18 protein-coding genes are annotated in these 19,659 nt (G+C 47.7%); 9 read left to right on the top strand and 9 right to left on the bottom strand.

The features are described 5' to 3' along the window. Positions 1 to 3 precede the first annotated feature (3 nt). The gene (locus IC230_RS20590; protein WP_191040939.1) at positions 4 to 1,443 is read right to left on the bottom strand and encodes an MBL fold metallo-hydrolase RNA specificity domain-containing protein; all 1,440 of its coding nucleotides are present in this window, start codon (positions 1,441 to 1,443) and stop codon (positions 4 to 6) included. 132 nt (positions 1,444 to 1,575) lie between these two features. Here IC230_RS20590 and dacB point away from each other — a divergent pair, with 132 nt between their 5' ends. Continuing rightward, positions 1,576 to 3,111: a D-alanyl-D-alanine carboxypeptidase/D-alanyl-D-alanine endopeptidase gene (gene dacB / locus IC230_RS20585; protein ID WP_191040938.1), complete on the top strand. Its 1,536-nt coding sequence runs from the start codon at positions 1,576 to 1,578 to the stop codon at positions 3,109 to 3,111. 87 nt (positions 3,112 to 3,198) lie between these two features. Here dacB and IC230_RS20580 read toward each other — a convergent pair whose 3' ends face one another. The 4 genes from IC230_RS20580 to IC230_RS20565 form a co-directional block, all read right to left on the bottom strand. Next, positions 3,199 to 3,663, bottom strand: coding sequence for a response regulator (locus IC230_RS20580; protein WP_191040937.1), 465 nt, complete (start codon positions 3,661 to 3,663; stop codon positions 3,199 to 3,201). Further along, entirely contained in the window at positions 3,617 to 5,095 is a 1,479-nt protein-coding gene (locus IC230_RS20575) for a sensor histidine kinase (RefSeq protein WP_223860746.1), read from the bottom strand. Before IC230_RS20575 ends, IC230_RS20580 begins: the two co-directional genes overlap by 47 nt. Before the next feature lie 134 nt (positions 5,096 to 5,229). After that, complete coding sequence (gene hslV, locus IC230_RS20570; protein WP_191040936.1) at positions 5,230 to 5,769, bottom strand: ATP-dependent protease subunit HslV; 540 nt, start codon at positions 5,767 to 5,769, stop codon at positions 5,230 to 5,232. 118 nt (positions 5,770 to 5,887) lie between these two features. Then, positions 5,888 to 6,382, bottom strand: a complete 495-nt coding sequence (locus tag IC230_RS20565; protein ID WP_191040935.1) for an Lrp/AsnC ligand binding domain-containing protein — start codon at positions 6,380 to 6,382, stop codon at positions 5,888 to 5,890. A gap of 462 nt (positions 6,383 to 6,844) precedes the next feature. Between IC230_RS20565 and lepA the strand changes: the two genes are divergently transcribed. From lepA to IC230_RS20535, 6 genes are all read left to right on the top strand, one after another. Beyond that, the gene (gene lepA / locus IC230_RS20560; RefSeq protein WP_191040934.1) at positions 6,845 to 8,632 is read left to right on the top strand and encodes a translation elongation factor 4; all 1,788 of its coding nucleotides are present in this window, start codon (positions 6,845 to 6,847) and stop codon (positions 8,630 to 8,632) included. A gap of 457 nt (positions 8,633 to 9,089) precedes the next feature. After that, on the top strand, positions 9,090 to 9,737 hold the full coding sequence (locus tag IC230_RS20555) for a carbonic anhydrase (protein ID WP_191040933.1): 648 nt from the start codon (positions 9,090 to 9,092) through the stop codon (positions 9,735 to 9,737). 132 nt (positions 9,738 to 9,869) lie between these two features. Then, positions 9,870 to 10,460, top strand: a complete 591-nt coding sequence (locus IC230_RS20550) for a pyridoxamine 5'-phosphate oxidase family protein (RefSeq protein WP_191040932.1) — start codon at positions 9,870 to 9,872, stop codon at positions 10,458 to 10,460. A 46-nt stretch (positions 10,461 to 10,506) separates the two neighbouring features. After that, positions 10,507 to 11,262, top strand: a complete 756-nt coding sequence (locus tag IC230_RS20545) for an oxygenase MpaB family protein (protein ID WP_191040931.1) — start codon at positions 10,507 to 10,509, stop codon at positions 11,260 to 11,262. 96 nt (positions 11,263 to 11,358) lie between these two features. Next, positions 11,359 to 12,741, top strand: a complete 1,383-nt coding sequence (locus IC230_RS20540; RefSeq protein ID WP_191040930.1) for an L-serine ammonia-lyase — start codon at positions 11,359 to 11,361, stop codon at positions 12,739 to 12,741. Positions 12,742 to 12,881: 140 nt separating this feature from the next. Next, entirely contained in the window at positions 12,882 to 13,961 is a 1,080-nt protein-coding gene (locus IC230_RS20535) for an AI-2E family transporter (RefSeq protein WP_191040929.1), read from the top strand. A gap of 57 nt (positions 13,962 to 14,018) precedes the next feature. On the opposite strand, the gene IC230_RS20530 is transcribed toward IC230_RS20535, so the two are convergent. The 4 genes from IC230_RS20530 to IC230_RS20515 form a co-directional block, all read right to left on the bottom strand. After that, positions 14,019 to 16,538, bottom strand: a complete 2,520-nt coding sequence (locus IC230_RS20530) for a PspC domain-containing protein (RefSeq protein WP_191040928.1) — start codon at positions 16,536 to 16,538, stop codon at positions 14,019 to 14,021. 19 nt (positions 16,539 to 16,557) lie between these two features. Next, positions 16,558 to 16,965: a PadR family transcriptional regulator gene (locus IC230_RS20525; protein WP_191040927.1), complete on the bottom strand. Its 408-nt coding sequence runs from the start codon at positions 16,963 to 16,965 to the stop codon at positions 16,558 to 16,560. A gap of 625 nt (positions 16,966 to 17,590) precedes the next feature. Then, positions 17,591 to 18,487 carry an IS3 family transposase gene (locus IC230_RS20520; protein WP_191040926.1) on the bottom strand — a complete coding sequence of 299 codons (897 nt, stop codon included), beginning with the start codon at positions 18,485 to 18,487 and terminating at the stop codon, positions 17,591 to 17,593. Beyond that, positions 18,481 to 18,897 (bottom strand): helix-turn-helix domain-containing protein, encoded by a 417-nt coding sequence (locus IC230_RS20515; protein ID WP_223860744.1) that lies wholly within the window; start codon positions 18,895 to 18,897, stop codon positions 18,481 to 18,483. Before IC230_RS20515 ends, IC230_RS20520 begins: the two co-directional genes overlap by 7 nt. Positions 18,898 to 18,910: 13 nt before the next feature. Here IC230_RS20515 and IC230_RS20510 point away from each other — a divergent pair, with 13 nt between their 5' ends. Both IC230_RS20510 and IC230_RS20505 read left to right on the top strand, forming a co-directional pair. After that, complete coding sequence (locus IC230_RS20510) at positions 18,911 to 19,117, top strand: hypothetical protein (protein WP_191040925.1); 207 nt, start codon at positions 18,911 to 18,913, stop codon at positions 19,115 to 19,117. Positions 19,118 to 19,121: 4 nt separating this feature from the next. Beyond that, positions 19,122 to 19,532 carry a transposase gene (locus IC230_RS20505; protein ID WP_191040924.1) on the top strand — a complete coding sequence of 137 codons (411 nt, stop codon included), beginning with the start codon at positions 19,122 to 19,124 and terminating at the stop codon, positions 19,530 to 19,532. Positions 19,533 to 19,659: the final 127 nt, after the last annotated feature.

Here is a 19,659-nt window from a genome sequence, read left to right as displayed (position 1 = left end):
TCCTTATAGTTCAAAGCTTTCGCCTTTTTTTGGAATAATTACCTGTGGGTATCCTTCTTCGGCTAACGTATCCTTAAAGGACTCCATGCTCTCGTATTCGCCATGTACCAGGAAAACCGATTTAAGCGTTTCAGGCGATTGCATGCCCACAAAATTAATCAGATCACTTCGGTCACCATGACCGCTAAATACATCTATTTTTTCAATGTTGGCCAGCACCTGATGGTCTTTGCCTTTGATGCTAAGGGTTTGCTGCCCGTTTAATAACCGCCAGCCAAGCGTTCCTTCGGCGCAGTAACCTATAATCAGAATGGTTGCGTATGGATTGCTGATATTCTCAGCGACGTGGTACTCAACCCGGCCACCCTGCACCATGCCCGACGAGGAAATAATAATACAGGGTTCGCCATAGTTCGACACGGCCTTACTGGCTTTGGATGATTCCAGAAACTGGAAATTCTCGAAATCAAACAGCGTTTCGTTTTCCTTGTAGAATTCTTTAGCCTCGCCGTTTAACATCTTGACGTGCTGCATATAAATCTTCGTGCTTTCGTATCCCATCGGACTATCTGAAAACACTTTGATCGGCGGAAAATCGCGTTCGGTATAGAGTCGATTCAGTGTGTAAAGCAGCGCCTGCGTTCGGCCAACACTAAATGAGGGAATGATTAGCCTTCCGGGAATGTCGATACACGTCCGCTGAATAATATCCGCCAGTGCATCTTCGGGCGACATGGTATGTTCATGGAGCCGGTTACCGTAGGTACTCTCACAAATTAGATAATCCACCGAAGGTACAGGCGCCGGATCAACCAATAAAGGATAGTTTTTGCGGCCGATGTCGCCCGAAAAGCAGATGCTTTTCCGCTCACCGTTTTCCACTACGTTAATCACGATATGGGCTGCCCCCAGCAGGTGACCTGCTGGAATGAACGTAACGTCTACCCCATCAGTAACCCGAAACTTGCGGTTGAAACCAATCGGCACTACGTTCTCCATGGCATCGCGGACTTGTTTATCCAGAAACAAGTCTTTCTGCATTTGCGACTGCCGGTCCTTTACACGCTGTTTTTTACTGGCATTCAGTTCGTTGATCCGTTTCTGGTTCAACGAAGCCGCATCTTTCAGTAATACGTTGGTTAGGGCAAACGTGGGTTCAGTACACAGAATCTGGCCTTCATAGCCTTCGCGAAACAGATTGGGCAGATTGCCCGAATGATCCACGTGGGCATGAGTCAACAGAACTAAATTGATACTTGAAGCCTCAAACGGAAAAAATCCCGGATGAGTAACGACGGGGGCTGTCTGACCGTTGGCATCCCGTGGACCGGACCGTTCCAGATCGGAACCACAGTCAATGAGGATGCGGTAATCATCCTCCAATTCCAGCAGATACATACTACCCGTTACCTGCCGGGCCGCCCCCAGAAATGATAATTTCATGCGTACAACTTTAACTAATCAATGTCGTGTATTCAATATTCCTGAAGGTCGATTTTAAGGCAAGTCGAACGGCGTTAATGTGTAAGTTTGCAAAAGTACGAAATACCCTTCGAATCGCCTAACCGTTCCCAAATGCGCTTTATTCCCTTATTTCAGTCTTGCTTATCAACTCTATTGCTTACCTGTTTCGTTCATTATTATAATCCGAACCCAGCTTATTCACAGCATCAGCGACCTACCGATTCAGTAACCACTCAACACGTACTCAGGTTAGTAGAAGCATTTCAGACTGGTTCGGCTGTACGCTTTGGTACCGTAGCGCTGTCGGTTCGGCGCGTAAGCGATGGCAAAGAACTTATCGGCTACAACGCTCGACAAAGCCTGCCCTCCGCTTCAACACTGAAACTGATTACAACCGCAACGGCGCTGGCGGTACTTGGCTCAAATTATACGTACACCACTACACTCGAGTACGACGGCACCATCAAGGATAGTACTCTAACAGGAAACCTTTATATTCGGGGCACTGGTGACCCTTCACTGGGTAGCTGGCGATTTACGAATTATTATGATTTACCCGCCTTACTGAAAAGCTGGTCGGAAGCCGTCAGAGCCGCGGGTATCCGACGCATTCAGGGTACAATCGTTGGTGATGCCAGTTTGTACACCGATTTGACTACCCCCACTACGTGGCCCTATGGCGATTTAGGCAATTATTACGGCGCTAGTCTGAGTGCGCTGAATATCAACGAAAATCTGTATCGGGTTTTCTTCAGACCCGGAAAAACCATTGGCACATCGGCCAGCGTACTACGTACTGACCCGCTCCTTCCCTATCTAATATTCCGAAATACCGTGACAACTGACGCGGCCAATACTGGCGATCAGGTCAATATTTTGGGAGCGCCTTTTCAGAATCAGCAGTGGCTAACAGGAAAAGTGCCGATGGGCGAACCTGCCAATGAATTCAGTGTGAAAGGTGCTTTACCCGATCCGGCTTACTTTACGGCCTACGCGCTGCAAAATCAACTGGTTCAGACTAACGTAACGATTAGTAATCCTCCCACGTCAATAGGCAGTGGCTTATCGACAACGATTAGTACGTCTGGCAAGCGAACTGTGCTGAATCAGCATAAATCACCGGTGCTTACGGAGTTAATTCAACAAACGAATTTCCAGAGCATTAATCTTTACGCCGAAGCCTTGCTACGTACTACGGCGCTGACCTTGAACAAAACAGTCCAGTCGACCGACGCCAGCCTGAAAATTTTAGCTAACTACTGGAAAGAAAAAGGGGTTAATCTGGACGGCTTTCGGATTCGGGACGGGAGTGGCTTATCAGCCGTTGGTGCCCTCACGGCTGACAATATGACAGGCATTCTCAGCGCGATGGGACGCGAAAAATCGTTTCCTGCCTTCTATGAGACAATTCCAATCGTTGGTCAGACGGGGACAGTACGTAGTTTGGCTCGCGGTACAGCTGCAGCGGGTAATGTTCGGGCTAAGAGCGGATCGATCGAAGGGGTTCGTGCCTACGCGGGCTACTTCACAACAGCTAACGGCGAACGGATGAGTTTCTGCGTACTGGTCAACAAATTCACGCCCGGTCAAAACCGGATTGTAACAAACGAGTTAGAAAAGATTTTTGTAGCAATGGTCAACATGTAGCGTGGGCCGCCGGGCCGCATAACCGCCGGCTAATAATAGGTTCTATAAATTAACCGGCGGCTACGCGGACCGGCGGTCCACGCTACGTTATTCCTCGCTGGAATGCTCGCAGACCGTTACGACATTAAACCAGTATTGACCAATTGCCTTAGTCACCTCACTTAAGCGCTGGAAGGTTGGCGGCTTGGTAATGAAGCTATTAGCCCCGTTAAAATAGGACGTTTCAATATCGTCTTTCGCGTCAGACGTTGTTAACACCACAATCGGAATGTGGCGAAACTGCTCATTGGTCTTGATCTCGCGCAGTGCTTCCCGACCATCCTTACGGGGCATATTCAGGTCTAGCAAGATGAGTTCAGGCAAGGTATGAGCAGCACCCGTATAGCGCCCTTCATACTTCAGAAAATCCAGCAGATCTTCTCCATCTTCCGCAAACGAGATACGACTGGATGGATAATGCTGCTGGAAAGCTTCTTTCGTAAGATAGCGATCGTCTTCGTCATCGTCAACCAGCAGGATATGAATAGGCTTCGGCTGAAGTTGGTCGGTCATAATTTTGAAGTGATTGGCTTTCGGGCAAAACGACCACGAACGTAGTGCCCTCATTTGGTTGGCTATGAGCCGTAATGTACCCGTGGTGATATACAACAACCCGTTTGCAGATGGCTAGTCCGATACCGGTGCCCTCAAAGGCACTTTTACCATGCAATCGTTGAAAAACTTTGAAAATATGCTCTAGATATTTCTCTTCAAACCCAATGCCATTGTCTTCAACCGTGATCTCAACATACCGTTGATCAGGAATTAAACCAGCATAGGTCCCCCCATTGACCGGCCTGGCCTGAATGCGTAACAAAGGGCGTATATCGGGACGAATAAATTTAAGTGCGTTTGAAATCAAATTGTTAAACAAATGATCCATTTGGCTGGATACGGCCTCAACAGCGGGTAAGCTACCAACTTCAACGCGCACATTCAGTCCTTTAATACGTAGTTCCTGATCATCCAGAATACGCTGAACAATCTCACTCAACTGTACAGTCCTGAATCGTTCCTGATGATTCGATATCCGGGAAAAATTCAGTAAGTCTTTAATGAGTTTAGACATCCGCTCGGCTGAGTTCGAAATCTTCCCCATGAACAGCATACTGTCGCCATCGAACAGATTACCGTAGCGATCCGTAATCAGGTTGGCAAAGGACTGAATTTTACGTAACGGCTCCTGCAAATCATGGCTGGCCACAAAAGCAAATCGCTCCAGCTCTTCATTCGAGGCTTCGAGTTGCCGAATCTGGCTTTTCAATTTAACCTCATAGTCACGCAGTTGATCCTCGTTCTCCTGTCGACGTAGCAGTTCCTGTTCCAGTAATCGGTAGGAGATCACTAAGACCAGAAACGTTAGAAGTGACAGTGCAAAAATGATCAGTAGCGTATTACGAAACGAGCGCTCTGCCTGACGATTTCGGATATCCATCAGTGTTTGCTCCATATTCACCATCATCGCAACGTGGCGTCTGAGCAAATCCATCTGATGCTTGCTTTCCTTGTTTACCGCAAAATTTTTCTTGTCAGCAAGCCTGATGCCAATCCGGGCCTTCGTAACCGCTAGTTTGGCGTCAATCAGCTTTTCGAGCTGAACCTGATTTGCCTGCTGAACTTTGGTTTCGTTGTTAAGTTCCCGAAGCTGGCTTAGCTGTTTTGGCAATTGACGTAGCCCGGTTCGATAGGGCTCCAGATACGTCGTATCGTTCGTAATAACATAACCTCGGGAACCGGTTTCAACATCTTTCACTAACGACAAGGTATTTTGGAGAGCGCCCACCACCTCATACGTGTGCCGTACCCGCTGCATGTCATTGCTGTATTGGCTATAACTATAAAAGGATATGGCAAAACCCGACGCAATCAGCACCATAGCTGTAATGAACCCTAACGTAATACGTCGGCTCATTACTCTAAAGGCAAATTGGTTTCGAATTTTCATAACGTCAGGGCATATCCTATGCTGTAAATTCTGTGGATGCTCTGGTCCTCAGAATCTACACGGATCAATTCCTTACTTACCACAAATATAAGTGGAAGAGAGCTCTGGTTGCCAAAAGCAGAAATGACTCAGTTTTATAACGTTTCAACTACCAAATTATGGTTCGTATAGATACACACATCAGCCGCAATGTGCAGACTTTCCCGAACCATCTCTTCGGCAGATAGTCCAGCCGCATGTTTTTTCAAGGCAAGGGCTGCCGATTGGGCATACATTCCGCCCGAGCCAATAGCAGCTACGTCATTATCGGGTTCAATTACGTCGCCGGTGCCTGATACAAGTAATAGATCTTCTTTGGAGGCCACAATCAGCATGGCTTCAAGTTTTCGTAGGTATCGATCCGTACGCCAGTCTTTTGCTAATTCAATAGCGGCCCGTTTGAGGTTTCCCCCGTAGGCATTTAATTTTTCTTCAAACCGTTCGATCAGCGTGAAAGCATCAGCTGTTGAGCCTGCAAATCCCGCCAGCACTTTACCGCCCATTAGAACGCGGACTTTACGAACATTACTTTTTGCGACAGTATTTCCCATAGTGGCCTGCCCATCGGCTGCCAGTGCGACCTGGCCGTTGTGGCGAATGCCGACCACTGTTGTTGCGTGAATTTTAGGTTGCATGAATTGTGAGTTATTGGGAGATATAACGCATGAAAAGGCGTTTTGGGTTCAAGAGCAGGGGGCGGAGGGGTAAGGGCGGAGAGTTCTACCTACAGTGTCTTTCCGGCGCCCCCTACCCTTACCCCTCCGCCCCATGCTCCTTCCCCTCCGCAAATGGAATCGAACGGTTGATACTTTCTTCGAGTGAGATAAAGGTTTCAGTACGTTGAATACCACTCACTTTCTGGATCTTGTCATGAAGAACTTCGCGCAGGTGCTGCGTATCACGACAAACGATTTTGGCAAAGATGCTATAAATACCAGTCGTGTAATGGACGTTAACAACCTCAGGAATTTTTTCTAATTGTTTGGAAACTTCTTCATAAAGCGAACTTTTGTCCAGATAAATACCCAGAAACGCGCTGATATCCCAGCCAAGCTTAGCGTGATCGATAACCAGTTGCGATCCGCATACAATGCCCATCTGCTTTAGCTTGTTCATCCGGACATGCACCGTGCCGCCTGAAACAAAGATGCGTTTGCCAATTTCGGTGTAAGCCATGTTGGCGTCCTGCATCAGCAAACTCAATATCTTCAGATCCGTATTATCAATTTCTAAATTTTTCTCGGACATTTCAGCAGTTTTTTTGATGAGTGTCAACAAAAGTAGTTACAATTTGAACGAATTGTAAATTTTAAGAATTTTTTATGTGAAATTTGCAATAATATGTCAGGCTATGTTAACTTTGTATTGTCAAGTTGATCGAGCGGGGTCACACGCCGGTCTTCTTGATATTTTTCTCACACTGTAGGATGTCGAAATTGGCAGACGTGCCCTCCTGTCTCGGGGGTGGTGATAAAGGATAAACGCAGCATAATGCCGCCCTCGTGGCGACTGGGGTTGACCACCAGAGTTGTACTGTAGCTAACTGCACCGTGGGCGGTTCGAGTCCCCCTCCTACAGCTTTTAGTTTGTTGATGAAGTGTAATTGAACACGCCGGCTCCCTGATGAGTCCGGCGTTTGTTTTTTTATGCGTATTTTTGCCGTTTATTACGTAAGACTCCTCCGTCGCAGCGACGATCCGATATTCCAACGTGAAACACATTCGTAATTTTTGCATCATTGCCCACATCGATCACGGTAAAAGTACCCTGGCCGATCGATTATTAGAATTTACCAAAACTGTTGGCAGCCGCGATATGCAGGCGCAGTTGCTGGATGATATGGACCTGGAGCGTGAGCGCGGCATCACGATTAAGAGCCACGCCATCCAGATGAATTATACCTACAAAGGCGAGACGTATACGCTCAATTTGATTGATACGCCGGGACACGTGGATTTTTCCTACGAAGTGTCGCGTTCGATTGCTGCCTGTGAAGGAGCCTTACTACTTGTCGATGCCGCACAGGGTATCGAAGCGCAGACCATCTCGAACCTGTATCTGGCTATGAATAGTGATTTAGTCATTATTCCGGTGCTGAACAAGATTGATCTGCCAGGTGCGATGCCTGAAGAAGTAAAGGATGAAATGGTGGACCTGCTTGGGTGCGACCGCGACGACATCATTCCAGCTAGTGGTAAAGAAGGCATCGGCGTTCCTGAGATTCTGGCCGCCATTGTTGAACGTATTTCCGCCCCCAAAGGCGACCCCAACGGTGAATTACAAGCTCTTATTTTTGATTCGCATTTCAACTCGTACCGGGGTATTGAAGTAATTTTCCGAGTTAAGAACGGCCGAATTCGCAAAGGTGATCGGGTCAAATTCATGAATACCGGCAAGGAATACATTGCCGATGAAGTCGGAACACTTGGCCTGGTACAAGTCCCTAAAGATGTTATCGAATGTGGCGACGTAGGCTATCTGATTTCGGGTATTAAAGTAGCCAAAGAGGTCAAAGTTGGCGATACAATAACGCAGCTCGACCGTCCGTCGAAAGTAGCCATTCAGGGTTTTTCAGAAGTAAAACCAATGGTTTTCGCGGGTATTTATCCCGTGGAAACGAGTGAGTTTGAGGATTTGCGCGATGCGATGGAAAAACTCCAGCTCAACGATGCCGCTCTCATCTGGGAACCAGAAACGTCAGCAGCTTTGGGCTTTGGTTTCCGTTGCGGCTTCCTCGGCATGTTGCATATGGAAATTGTGCAGGAGCGACTCGAACGTGAATTCAACATGACTGTCATCACGACAGTGCCTTCCGTGCGGTTCGAAGTGATGACTACGAAAGGAGTAAATTTACAGGTATCGGCCCCGGCCGAAATGCCTGATCCGAGTACGATTAGTTGGATTGAGGAGCCGTTTATTAAGGCGCAGATCATAACGAAAGCCGATTACGTAGGGGCTATCATTGGTCTCTGTATGGACAAGCGGAGTCTGCTTAAGAATCAGGTATATCTGACGCAGGATCGTGTAGAATTGCAGTTCGAGATGCCGCTGGCTGAGGTTGTGTTTGACTTCTTCGATAAACTCAAGACCATTTCGCGTGGTTATGCCTCGCTCGATTATGAGTTCATTGATAACCGCGAGTCTAACATGGTGAAGTTAGACGTACTGCTCAACGGCGAACCCGTAGATGCTCTTTCAGCCATTGTTCACCGCGACAAAGCGTATGAGTGGGGCAAAAAACTCTGTGAAAAGCTTCGTGAGTTAATACCCCGGCAACAGTTTGAAATCGCGATCCAGGCGGCCATTGGCCAGAAAATTATCGCTAGAGAAACCTTGAGTGCCCTCCGAAAAGACGTATTGGCCAAGTGTTACGGCGGTGATATTTCCCGGAAACGCAAACTGCTCGACAAACAGAAAAAAGGAAAGAAACGAATGCGCCAGGTCGGCAACGTCGAGATTCCGCAGGCAGCTTTTATGGCAGTTTTGAAAATCAGTTAATAGAAAAGCCAGTTCAGAAACGAACTGGCTTTTTCTGTCTTTGTGCTTGTCAGGATAATAGTGGGCGCAACATGGATGTAATAAGCTTGGCAGCGTTAAAATGGTAAAAGGATTTGCTTTTAATATCACCATGTGTCAACAGATAGTTTACGGTATTACGCAACATCTTAGACGTTCGACAACTTTAACCAGGTTTGGCTACGGCTTTCCTGTTGTCAGTTTGGTCACAGAATAGATTTTAGTAAACCCGTAAAGTACTTTAACTGCTTTTATACTATTTTTCGGTCACCTAGCTACGTAAACTTATGGTAAATAGAACAAGTAATGAACTTATGTAGTCGGTGAATTCAACCAGGTGAGTTTCTTTGCCTGATCACAAAGTGATATGAGCAGGGAGAGTGTATTCAAGAAAATCGTTTGGTATATACTAGTATTAAACTAAAAACAAAGAGAGTCTATGAGTTTGTACGATAAGGTGTTCAGTCATAACGTAGAATGGGTGCAGAAGCAGTTGCAACTCGATCCTGGCTATTTCTCAGACATGGCTAAAAACCAGACCCCCGAATTTCTTTACATCGGCTGTTCGGATAGTCGGGTATCGCCAGACGCTTTTATGGGTACTAAGCCAGGAGACGTATTCATCCATCGCAATATTGCCAACCTGGTACCCAACAACGACATTAGTTCGCTGGCCGTATTACAGTACGCGGTTGAGAGTTTGCAGGTTAAACACGTCATCGTTTGCGGGCATTACGGATGCGGTGGCGTCAAAGCATCCACTACCCACGACGATTTTGGCTACATGAACACCTGGCTGCGTAACATACAGGACGTGTATCGCATATATCGCGATGAGCTTGACTCTATTGAAGACGCCGAAGCCAGACACCGGCGGCTAGTCGAGTTGAATGTACGGGAGCAGTGTATGAACGTGATGAAGCTATCATTTGTCCAGAAGCGTTTGTTTGATAGTCAGGACATTAAGGTGCATGGCTGGGTATACGATCTGGCCAACGGAGAACTCAAGGATATGCAGGTTACACTTGAGGATTTGGGACCAAACCTGGAAATTTACCGGTTCAAAGACGCCGGAGTTCCACGTTAGGCATATTCGTTAGTTCGCCTGTTGAATCGCTTATGCAGCTCGCAATCCAGTAGCGTAGGCGATTCAACGCAATTAACCCGGTGGCCAACAAAACATGGATGTATACAGCATCACCAACATACATACAAACCTGTGGGTAAATTTTACGATTCCATCAAGCCGGCGCATCGGGCGTTTATCGAAAAACAATCTATTTTTTTCGTCAGTACCGCGCCGTTAAGTGCTGATGGTCACGTCAATGTATCGCCCAAAGGACTTGATTGCTTCCGGGTGTTAAGTGAAACAAAAGTAGCTTATATGGACCTGATTAGCAGCGGCAACGAAACCTCTGCGCATACGCTCGAAAATGGACGTATTACGTTTATGTTTTGCTCGTTTGAAGGCGCTCCGAATATCCTCAGATTATATGGAAAAGGTCGTGCCGTACTGCCTGATACAGTTGAGTGGCATCAGTACGCTCCTGCTTTTAAAATCTATCCAAGTACTCGTCAACTGATTGTAGCCGACATTGAATTGGTGCAAACCTCCTGCGGCTTTGGCGTTCCTTTATTTAACTACGTTGGGGAACGCGATATTCACTTTACCTGGGCTGAGAAAAAAGGACAGGATGGCTTACTCGACTACATTCAGGAGAAGAATCTGAGTAGTCTCGATGGATTACCAACCCACCTGGGCTTACAACAGGATAAAGTAGCCGAAACAGGAAACGAACCGATAGGCTGAATTCGTTATAGCGTTGTCGCTGCTATCGACTAACGACTAGTAAGGAATGGCTTATTTTGTGAAACGTGGTTCCATCGTTCGCCAAATTTGGGGCGATGCCGACGTAATATTATTAGTATTTGCCGGGTCAGCCGCCGAATTTGCCCTGAACCGGGCGGTAGACTGGCTATTTTTTACGGGTAAGTTACCCGCAGATCCCATCGCCCGACTCTTTTCAACGGTTCGGTACGCCCAGGAAATTGTTTTTCAGCCGGACGACAAAGCCCGACAGACCATCGCCCGAATGGGCTCCATCCATACAGGCGTCGAACAAAAACGAGGGTATTCAATTCCGGATTGGGCTTACCGCGATGTTCTTTACATGCTGATTGATTATTCTGAACGGGCCTACGAAATGCTGTATCGTCCACTTACAAATTCGGAGCGGGAAGAACTGTTTCATACGTTTCGGGAGGTTGGCGCAGGCATGCACGTACCGGATCTTCCGAACACGTATGCGGATTGGCAAGTAGACCGTGAGGCCCATCTGAATCAGGATTTGGTACGTAGTGAATTTACCGATAAGCTGTTCCAGCGGTATCGAGAGCAGTTGGGAAATTGGCGGTACGATTTGCTTCGACAGGTTCAGGGCATGCTCGTTCCAAAACAAGTAAGTCGTTTGCTCGATTTACCAAAGAAAACGCTACTGACCTATTCGCTTGGTTTATATGGCATGCTCAATACGTTAGGCTTGCGCTCACTAGTACAACGCGTGCTTCTGCCGACTGACTATCTGGACCAGATCCGGGCTTTGGATAGATAGTTTTCGGTTTGTGACTTATTGTTCGTTGTTACTAAGTACATTACGTAACAGCAATGAATCAACGTTACAAACCGAACCTACGCTACTTCATCGACCATGGATACTTCGTTTATTACCACTTCTGTCTTTGATCTATTTAAAGTTGGGCCAGGCCCGTCGAGTTCGCATACTATTGGACCGATGAAAGCGGCCTTCGATTTTCGGCAGCGGTTGGCGAATTTGCCGGTTGAGCAGCAACAACAAGCCGATGCTATTCACATTTTCCTGTATGGATCGTTGAGCGCAACGGGAAAAGGTCACGGTACCGACCGCGCTATCGTGGCCGGATTGATGGGCTGGCAACCCGAAACGACTGACCCCAACGCGTTGTTGAAACTGTTACGTGACCCAACTACTACGTATCCTGTTCCGGTGGGTGATCGAACAATTAACGTTGGTTCGCACCAGATTCATTTTGAGCGAAAACGCTATGATTCGCCGTATGCCAATACAATGGTGCTCAAACTGACATCGAGTGAGGCTACGTTAGTGGAGGAAGAATATTATTCCATTGGTGGCGGATTTATCATCCGGAAAGGAGAACCCGAAGTTCATGCCGATCAGCAAACGGTACCCTACCCCTACGGAACAATGGCAGCGCTTAAGCAGCAGCTTACTGACCATAACCTAACGTTAGATGAACTGTTGATGGCTAATGAAATGGCCTTGACAGGACGTAGTCGCGCGGAGGTAAATGGACGACTCGACCAGATTCTGGACTTTATGCACAAAGCGGTTCGTCGCGGGCTAAAGCATAAAGGAACGTTGCCTGGTTCGATTAAGCTGAGCCGAAAAGCCCCGATTCTGTTTCAGCAGGCCAAAGAAATGAGCCAGTCCACGGACAGTTTCCTGATTTTTCTGAATGCGTATTGTTTAGCCGCTTCCGAAGAGAATGCAGCCGGAGGTATCGTTGTCACCGCGCCAACGTCAGGCGCGTCGGGTGTCATTCCGGGACTGACGTATCTAGCGAAGCACCATTTTCACTACGACCGGGCTACGCTACGTTCGGGTATGCTGGCGGCAGCCGCGATCGGTTTTCTAGTAAAGCACAATGCCAGTATTTCCGGTGCCGAGATGGGCTGCATGGGCGAAGTAGGAACAGCTTCGGCGATGGGTGCTGCTTTCCTGACCCGCTGTGTTCAGAATCAGGCAACTATCGGTCCGATCGAAGCAGCCGCTGAAATTGCCATCGAACACCACCTTGGCATGACCTGCGATCCAATTGGCGGTTACGTCCAGATTCCCTGCATCGAACGGAATGCCATGGGGGCGGTGAAAGCGTATAACGCCTTTCTGCTGGCCACGTCAGGAGCCGCTTCCTTCCAGAAGATTTCGCTCGACGCCGTTATTAAGGTTATGAAAGCAACAGGCCGGGACATGTCGACAAAATATAAGGAGACTTCCGAAGCAGGACTGGCGTTGAGTGCCACAGAATGTTAAGAAAAGGGGAGTAAAGGGTAGAAGGGCTTCTCTTCTTCCCTTTACTCCCCTTCTTCCCCTCCTCCTTTTTTTAAACAATTCAGGGTTATTAAAAGGTTTTTAATCTACTGCCGCCAATATATGCGGAAGGACTCTGAATTATGACAAATATTTACACACCCCAGCAACAACGGATTTTGCTCATTACAAGCCTGATCATTATTGCTGGTTTTATACTTTTTGGTCTCAGCGGCTACATTTCAGCCTTTCTGGGAGCGGGCATTCTCTACGTCGTTCTTAGACCCTGGTTTACGGCGCTGGCGATCAAGCGTAACTGGAACCGACCTTTCGTTACGTCGCTTCTGATCGTTTTCTCGCTGGTCGTTATTATCATGCCTTTTCTGACGCTGAGTTTGTTACTTATTGACCGGATTCAGTACTACAGTCAGCATACGGAAGACATTTTGAATCTGGTTAAGAAAGCGGAAGATCTGACAGGGTACAAGATCACCAGTCAGCAGAATGTTCAAACTATTCTTCGCCAGGGTGGTACCTATGCGAGTCGTTTACTGCCTTCTCTAGCCGGTGGCGCACTGGATTTTATCGTGATCATCGGTCTGATGTTCTTCACGATGTATTTCATGTTTGTAGACCAGGAAGCTTTTCAGAAGGGGCTGCAAAAATACCTGCCTTTTAAAAAAGACACGCAGAAAGAACTTGGCGAATCACTCAAAAATAACGTGAATGCTAACGTATTAGGGCAAGCTCTGGTAAGTTTTGTGCAGGGCGTATTGACAGGAGCAACGCTATGGATTTTTGGGGTGCCTGATGCGCTTTTCTGGGGAACGGTAGCGTTTTTTATGGCCTTCATTCCCGTACTCGGTACACCCCTTGTCTGGGGACCCGCTGGCCTGATTCAACTCTCACAGGGTAACACTAGTCAGGGAGTTGGTATTTTACTGGTCGGCGTTATTGTAATTATCAATATTGACAATCTGCTACGTATCATGCTGGCGAAACGCATGGGCGATATCCACCCGCTCGTTACGTTGGCAGGTATTGTACTGGGCGTACCTATTTTTGGCATTCTTGGTCTGGTAGTGGGGCCTCTGCTCCTCTCCTACTTTATTGTACTGATTGGCGTATTCGAGCGTGATAACAGGAAACAGGAAAAAGAAGCAGCAACGGCGGAAGCGAAAGTAGAAGAAGCGGCTGAAATTGGTAAACGGGCAAACGTGTGAAAAGGAAAAAGCTGGTCTAAGCCAGCTTTTTCCTTTTCACACGTTTGCCCGTTTATTCTATTGACGGGTTACCTTGCTGGCTCCTGATGTTTCAGAGTCAAGCGTACCAACTTGACCCAGATTTGCATGGCTGGCCCCTCCAGCATCCACCGACGCTTTATCAATTGTCATGCCGGTCGCTTCGAGCTTGCAGGCACCTCCTAAATCAGCATCCAGTTGATCGGCATGACCACGTAGTACGACATTCGACGCCCCCGACAGGTCTAGATTCAGTTTGTTCACATCCCCTTCAAACACCGTCCGGCAAGCACCACTCATGTCGATGGTCAGGTCATCATATTTTTCGAATCCTGTCAAACTAGCTTTCGATGCGCCGGACAATTGCAGTTCGTCAATCGCCTGAGGTACAGTGATCGTTAGACCAACCCGTTTATGGTTACCCCAGTTGAATAATCCTTTGCCATCAATCGACACTTTCAGCGTGCCACCATCTACTTTTACGTTGATGTCGTCCAGATCTTTTTCACGCCCGTCGGCTACGACCTTATACGTATCGCCCTTACGGAAACGCACTACAAACGCACCGCCAACGTCCACTTTCGAGAAATTGGTAACATTGAACTGACGGGTATGATCGCCAATACGGTCGAAATCATCACCTAGTTCGCTGGTCACGGCACTCTGCACATCGTCGGTAAGGTCTGTTACGTCGTTATCCTCGTCATCATAATCGCGGTTCTTTTCGCGTGGATAGTTTATGCAAACCAGACCATCAGTCTTCGTGAATTTCCAGATACTGGCTTCCATCCGTTCAAGCTCTTTTTCACCGAACTCATTTCGGACAAACCGGGCAAAATCGTGGGTCATACGGAACGGTTTCTCATACGGAATCATCAAATCCATATCCAGATCCTGCGCCCGGAAATGAGCATTCGGCCGTAATTCAAGCGTTTCATCAAAGCGTACCGTCGAGTCTTTGACTGCGTAAGCATATTTGATTTGGCGAGCATTAGCCTGCGCTTCAGAACGGGTGCTACCCTGTGCCCGGAAATGCTGAATCAAGTTGACGGTTGTGCCATCATACCCTTTCATGTCGATCGAAGGACGCCAGTTGTCATCATTTTCGACTTCGTTCATGGCGAAAGTAGGGGTACCTGCCGCTACGTTCAGTACTTTCGTCTCCTCGACGGTTCCCCGGCGTTGAAAACTGGAAATCAAAGGCGTAGCGGTTCCGGCAAAGACAACCAAACTAACGAGCCATACGCCAGCCAGCGTCAGGGCCGTACGGCTGCTCAGGACACTACGCATTGTAATGAGCATGACGCCCAGAATTGCCAGGCCAAAAGCAGGGATGAACCCGACCAGAAACGATGACAGCACCATCGGAACCGTTATATCAGCCCGGATAAATTCGATGGGGGCAAAATCGCTGCCCGGTCCGAAATGAGTTCCGATACCAATAGCCCCGCCCAATACGGCTATGCAGGCAATCATCAACGCAAAGGCTACTACCAGCATGATCACACCGGCAAATACCCGGATCACCGCAACAACGCCCGTCAGCAAAGGTCCTAAAGCACTACCTAAGCCCCCAATGATTGTAGCAATAGCCCGGAAAGGAAATAGTAGGATTCGGGTTAGTGTGCTCTCGCTATTTGGCGTTTCGTTAATATTCAGGTTCTGCTTAATGCTGTTTTCAATGTTCGAGAGCGTAATGGGCTGGCCCTGCATCTCCATCTTTTCAGTAAGCGTATTTGCCTGTGGGGCAATCATCCAGAGAACAATGTAAAGCAGAAAACCCACGCCACCCAGTACAATCCCCAACACAAATAACAGCCGGATAACGCCCGTATCGACTCCGAAGTAAGCGGCTATCCCTGACGCAACGCCCCCGAGTACTTTATCCTCAGGATTCCGAAAAAACTTCTTGACGGTTTTGTCGTCCTCGATTGTCACAACGCCAGGCAAAGCAACCCACATGGCGATATAGACAATGAACGTAAAGCCCGACACCCCGGCGAAAAATTCATTCTGCCCTAGTGGCGGCAAGGCTAAAAACAAGAGCAAGAAGATCAGCCGGACCCACACTACGTCCATATTGAAATAGTGAGCCAATCCTGCGCACACACCACCGAGCGTTTTCCGGCGCAGGTCACGCACAAGTCGACGCGGTTCGAGGGGAGGGTTCGGGGCAGAGGGCATGGGGTTTTGGGTGGGATTCCGACCTCCCATACTCTTTGCTCCCTGTCCGGTTCCGATACCCTGTGCTGAATTGCGGCCACCGCTGGTAACGAGTACCTCTTCTTCTTCAACAGCTTCGAAGTCGGCCACAGTACCCATAGCCGTCGTCAACTCATTGACGTCTTCGAGTGACACAGCCTGTTTATCGGCCGCTTTCAGCTTAGCCAGTAGCTTCTCAGCGATGCGGTTTTCAATGTCGGTTATAATCTCCTGACTGTCTTCGTAAGTCGAAAAGTACTGTTGAACCGTGGTCAGGTAACTTCTAAGTTTGTCGTAGCCGTCCTCTTCAATATGGAAAATGACGCCACTGATATTAATGCTTATGGTCTTTTTCATGGCTTCTGGTAAGAATAGGTTAAGCGTTGGCGGGTGGTGTAGTAGGGTCAGTTAAAGCGACAACGGGAATCGAGCCATTGGGGGGTTTACGATGTTGCCCAGTCTTGGTAACGATAGCATTAACTGATTCAGCAAGTTCCTGCCAGGTTTCATCCAGAGAGTCCAAAGAGTGCCGCCCTAAATCCGTTAGAATATAATATTTACGTGGAGGTCCAGAAGTCGATTCAACCCATTTATAATCGAGCAGACCAGCGTTTTTCAATCGGGTTAGCAACGGGTACAAAGTACCTTCCACAACCATGATACGGGCGGAGGTCAGCTCATCGAGCATATCGGAGGCATAAACCTCGCCCCGCGATATGATGTGCAGAATGCAGAATTCCAAAATACCCTTCCGCATTTGCACTTGAGCATTTTCAATATTCATTAGTATGTACTGGTTTCGTGAATTTCGTAAAGCAAAGGTAGTATAAGGTACTATGCGATGCAAGGTACCTTTTGTCTTTTATTTGCATTTAGGTATCAACGGCAAAAAACAGGGCTGAATGGTTGTCTTGTCAGTTTCCAAAGTAAATGCGACTTTTCCACACTAAATGCGACATTGCCAAAGTAAATGCGACACTTTAGGCCAGCCACCTCTTACTATGAAGATTGTTCTACGGCCGTGGTGGTCGCTAAGCTTTGGGCGGCCATGAGCTGGCTAGAAGGCCAGCTTGATCAATACGGGTGGTGTCGGAGAAAAAGGGCCGCTGACCTGGCTCTCTTCCTTATTTCAATAAACCATGTGACTTATCTGGAGAACTTTCCTCCGAGCAGTGAAAGCTCGATTTGTGGAAGGACTACGCCTTCAGTTATGCTTTATAGTCGATTAAACCTACTGATAACACTAAACCGTTCACTATAAACTAAATGGTTCATTTATGCACATAATCCAGCTAGTCGAGCGTTTTCGTGAACGTTTTTCCTTCTGACCCGTCCTGGAAAGTGTTGACCGTTTATTGGTTATCCATCGTTTTGTTGACCACTAATCTATACCCTATTTTCACCATCTACTACCCCACCTGCCTTTTGGAGTAATAATTCTTCCACCGTCGCTTCAGCTTCCCTTCCCCTTGGTGAGCTTGGTCCGGTACCAGCATATCACAGCTCATATGCGGTCGCTTATAGTTGTAGAAGATGACGGCTTGCTCTAAAACTAGCTCGGCTTGGGCTAACGAGTACACCGCTCGATGAGCCAGGTACTCATTCTTTAAAATACCATTCACCCGCTCCGCAATGGGATTCTCTAGCGGATCACCCGTCTCAGTCATGCTAATCTGCACATGATAGTTGTCCAGCAACCCAATGTAAATAGCGCTGCAATACTGAAGGCCCCGATCCGAATGGTGAATCAAGGCTTTGGCTGTTCGCTTCTTTATCTTCTTAAGGGCCATTTCCAGAGCCGTTTTGCAATGAATAGCCCCCAGCGTTGGAGCTACAGCGTAGCCCATGATTCGTTTGGAATAGGCATCGGTTACCAAGGAGACATACAAGCATCCGCCCTGAGTAAACCAGTACGTGATGTCCGATACCCACAATTGGTTAGGTCTTTCCACCACTAAGTTCTTGATTAAGTTTGGATATTTCCGAAACGGATGCCCCGAAAAGGTAGTCTTTACTTTTCGTCGACGCCGTCTAATCAGCATCTTATGCCTGGCTAACAACTCAAAAAAGGCATCCCGACCCAGTTTTATTCCCCTTTCCAAGAACTCTTTCTGTAACAAATAGTAAAGCTTTCGCCCACCAATCCGCGGATGTTGGCGACGAATGGGTCTAACCAGACGCAACACATTTAAGTCATCATCTACCGGCTCATTTTGGCGTTGCCAGTATTGATAGTAGCCCTGCCGGGTAAAACCAAGCACATCCTCCAGCCGCCGAATCGCAATGTTGGGATGATTCGTCAGCATGAACCGGATGGCTTGGTAACGGACTTTTTTTCGATGTCCACCCCTAACTCATGCTTCGCTATTCGAACTAAAGTTGAATAGTAGAGCGCCTTGAAGTTAGCTTCCTCCAGTTGTTCTTCCAGGGTCAGAACCTTAGCGCGTAATTCATCAACAGGTGATTTTGTCTTTGGTTTAGCGGGCCTGGTTGGTTTTGGTGGAGGGGGTGGCTGCTCGAAGTCAATTGGGGCCGTGCGCTGATTGGCTTCGGCCTCCTCTTCAATTTTCTTCATCCAGCGCTGCACCGTCTGACGATTAACTTTTAATCGTTCAGCGGCCTGGTCGATGTTCAGCTGACCGAGCAGAATTTGGGCAACAATTTGCCGCATGACACCTTCTGGTTGCTTCATGCGTAGTTTAACAAGCCTGTCCATAAATTGACTGTTTATGGTCAATATTTTCCAGGACAAGTCAGGCGTACTGAGCGGCTACCTGAACTCAAAAAAAGCCAAGGATGAGCAGCGTGTTATCATCTATATTGATGAATGCGCCTGTTATTTATTGCCTTTACTAGCTCATAGCTGGGCACCAAGAGGTCAAACACCGGTACTCATTGAGCAGGCCGGTCGTGAGCATCTGAACGGTCCGCCGTAGCGGTTTGATTGCGGCCATTGCCCCTAACGGTCGAATTTATGTAGCGGGGCAAGATCAGCCCTTTAGGGGCGAGGATATTGTCTGGTTTTTAAGTCAACTCTGTAGGCGCTATCGTAAGCGGGATTTGCTGGTCATTTGGGATGGAGCAGCCATCCATCGAAGCGAACCCGTTAAGGTGTTGTTGCGTGAACGTCCCGGACGGATTCACTTGGAACGCTTACCGGCTTACAGTCCTGAGTTGAACCCCGTCGAGTTGGTCTGGAGCCACCTTAAAGGCAGTCTGAAAAATCAAGTATTCACCAGTTTAGATGAGTTGACGGTAGCCATTCTTGAGCAAGCCAAACGGTTAGAGAAAAACCCTGTGTTAATCAAAGCGTTCTTCAATAAAAAAGAAATAGCCTTTATTACAGACTAATTCACAGATCAATAAAGCATGAAGCCTCAATCATTCTTGAGGTCTTTCGAGATAGAAATGGTGAAAAGGAATTGAGAAGACCGATAAAAACGGGGGCAACTTGACACAACTTAGGGAGGTGCGTTTA

The organism is Spirosoma validum, from assembly GCF_014699035.1.
In the GTDB taxonomy this organism is placed as follows: Bacteria; Bacteroidota; Bacteroidia; order Cytophagales; family Spirosomataceae; genus Spirosoma; species Spirosoma validum.
The sequence above is the reverse complement of the archived record's forward strand: the minus strand, read 5'-3'. Positions and strand labels throughout refer to the sequence as shown.

Bases quoted from the DNA above. Each gene is read 5' to 3' on its own strand.
- IC230_RS20590 (WP_191040939.1), bottom strand. From the start codon at position 1,443: ATGAAATTATCATTTCTGGGGGCGGCCCGGCAGGTAACGGGTAGTATG.
- dacB (WP_191040938.1), top strand. From the start codon at position 1,576: ATGCGCTTTATTCCCTTATTTCAGTCTTGCTTATCAACTCTATTGCTT.
- IC230_RS20580 (WP_191040937.1), bottom strand. From the start codon at position 3,663: ATGACCGACCAACTTCAGCCGAAGCCTATTCATATCCTGCTGGTTGAC.
- IC230_RS20575 (WP_223860746.1), bottom strand. From the start codon at position 5,095: ATGAAAATTCGAAACCAATTTGCCTTTAGAGTAATGAGCCGACGTATT.
- hslV (WP_191040936.1), bottom strand. From the start codon at position 5,769: ATGCAACCTAAAATTCACGCAACAACAGTGGTCGGCATTCGCCACAAC.
- IC230_RS20565 (WP_191040935.1), bottom strand. From the start codon at position 6,382: ATGTCCGAGAAAAATTTAGAAATTGATAATACGGATCTGAAGATATTG.
- IC230_RS20555 (WP_191040933.1), top strand. From the start codon at position 9,090: ATGAGTTTGTACGATAAGGTGTTCAGTCATAACGTAGAATGGGTGCAG.
- IC230_RS20545 (WP_191040931.1), top strand. From the start codon at position 10,507: ATGGCTTATTTTGTGAAACGTGGTTCCATCGTTCGCCAAATTTGGGGC.
- IC230_RS20540 (WP_191040930.1), top strand. From the start codon at position 11,359: ATGGATACTTCGTTTATTACCACTTCTGTCTTTGATCTATTTAAAGTT.
- IC230_RS20535 (WP_191040929.1), top strand. From the start codon at position 12,882: ATGACAAATATTTACACACCCCAGCAACAACGGATTTTGCTCATTACA.
- IC230_RS20530 (WP_191040928.1), bottom strand. From the start codon at position 16,538: ATGAAAAAGACCATAAGCATTAATATCAGTGGCGTCATTTTCCATATT.
- IC230_RS20525 (WP_191040927.1), bottom strand. From the start codon at position 16,965: ATGAATATTGAAAATGCTCAAGTGCAAATGCGGAAGGGTATTTTGGAA.
- IC230_RS20520 (WP_191040926.1), bottom strand. From the start codon at position 18,487: ATGCTGACGAATCATCCCAACATTGCGATTCGGCGGCTGGAGGATGTG.
- IC230_RS20515 (WP_223860744.1), bottom strand. From the start codon at position 18,897: ATGGACAGGCTTGTTAAACTACGCATGAAGCAACCAGAAGGTGTCATG.
- IC230_RS20510 (WP_191040925.1), top strand. From the start codon at position 18,911: ATGGTCAATATTTTCCAGGACAAGTCAGGCGTACTGAGCGGCTACCTG.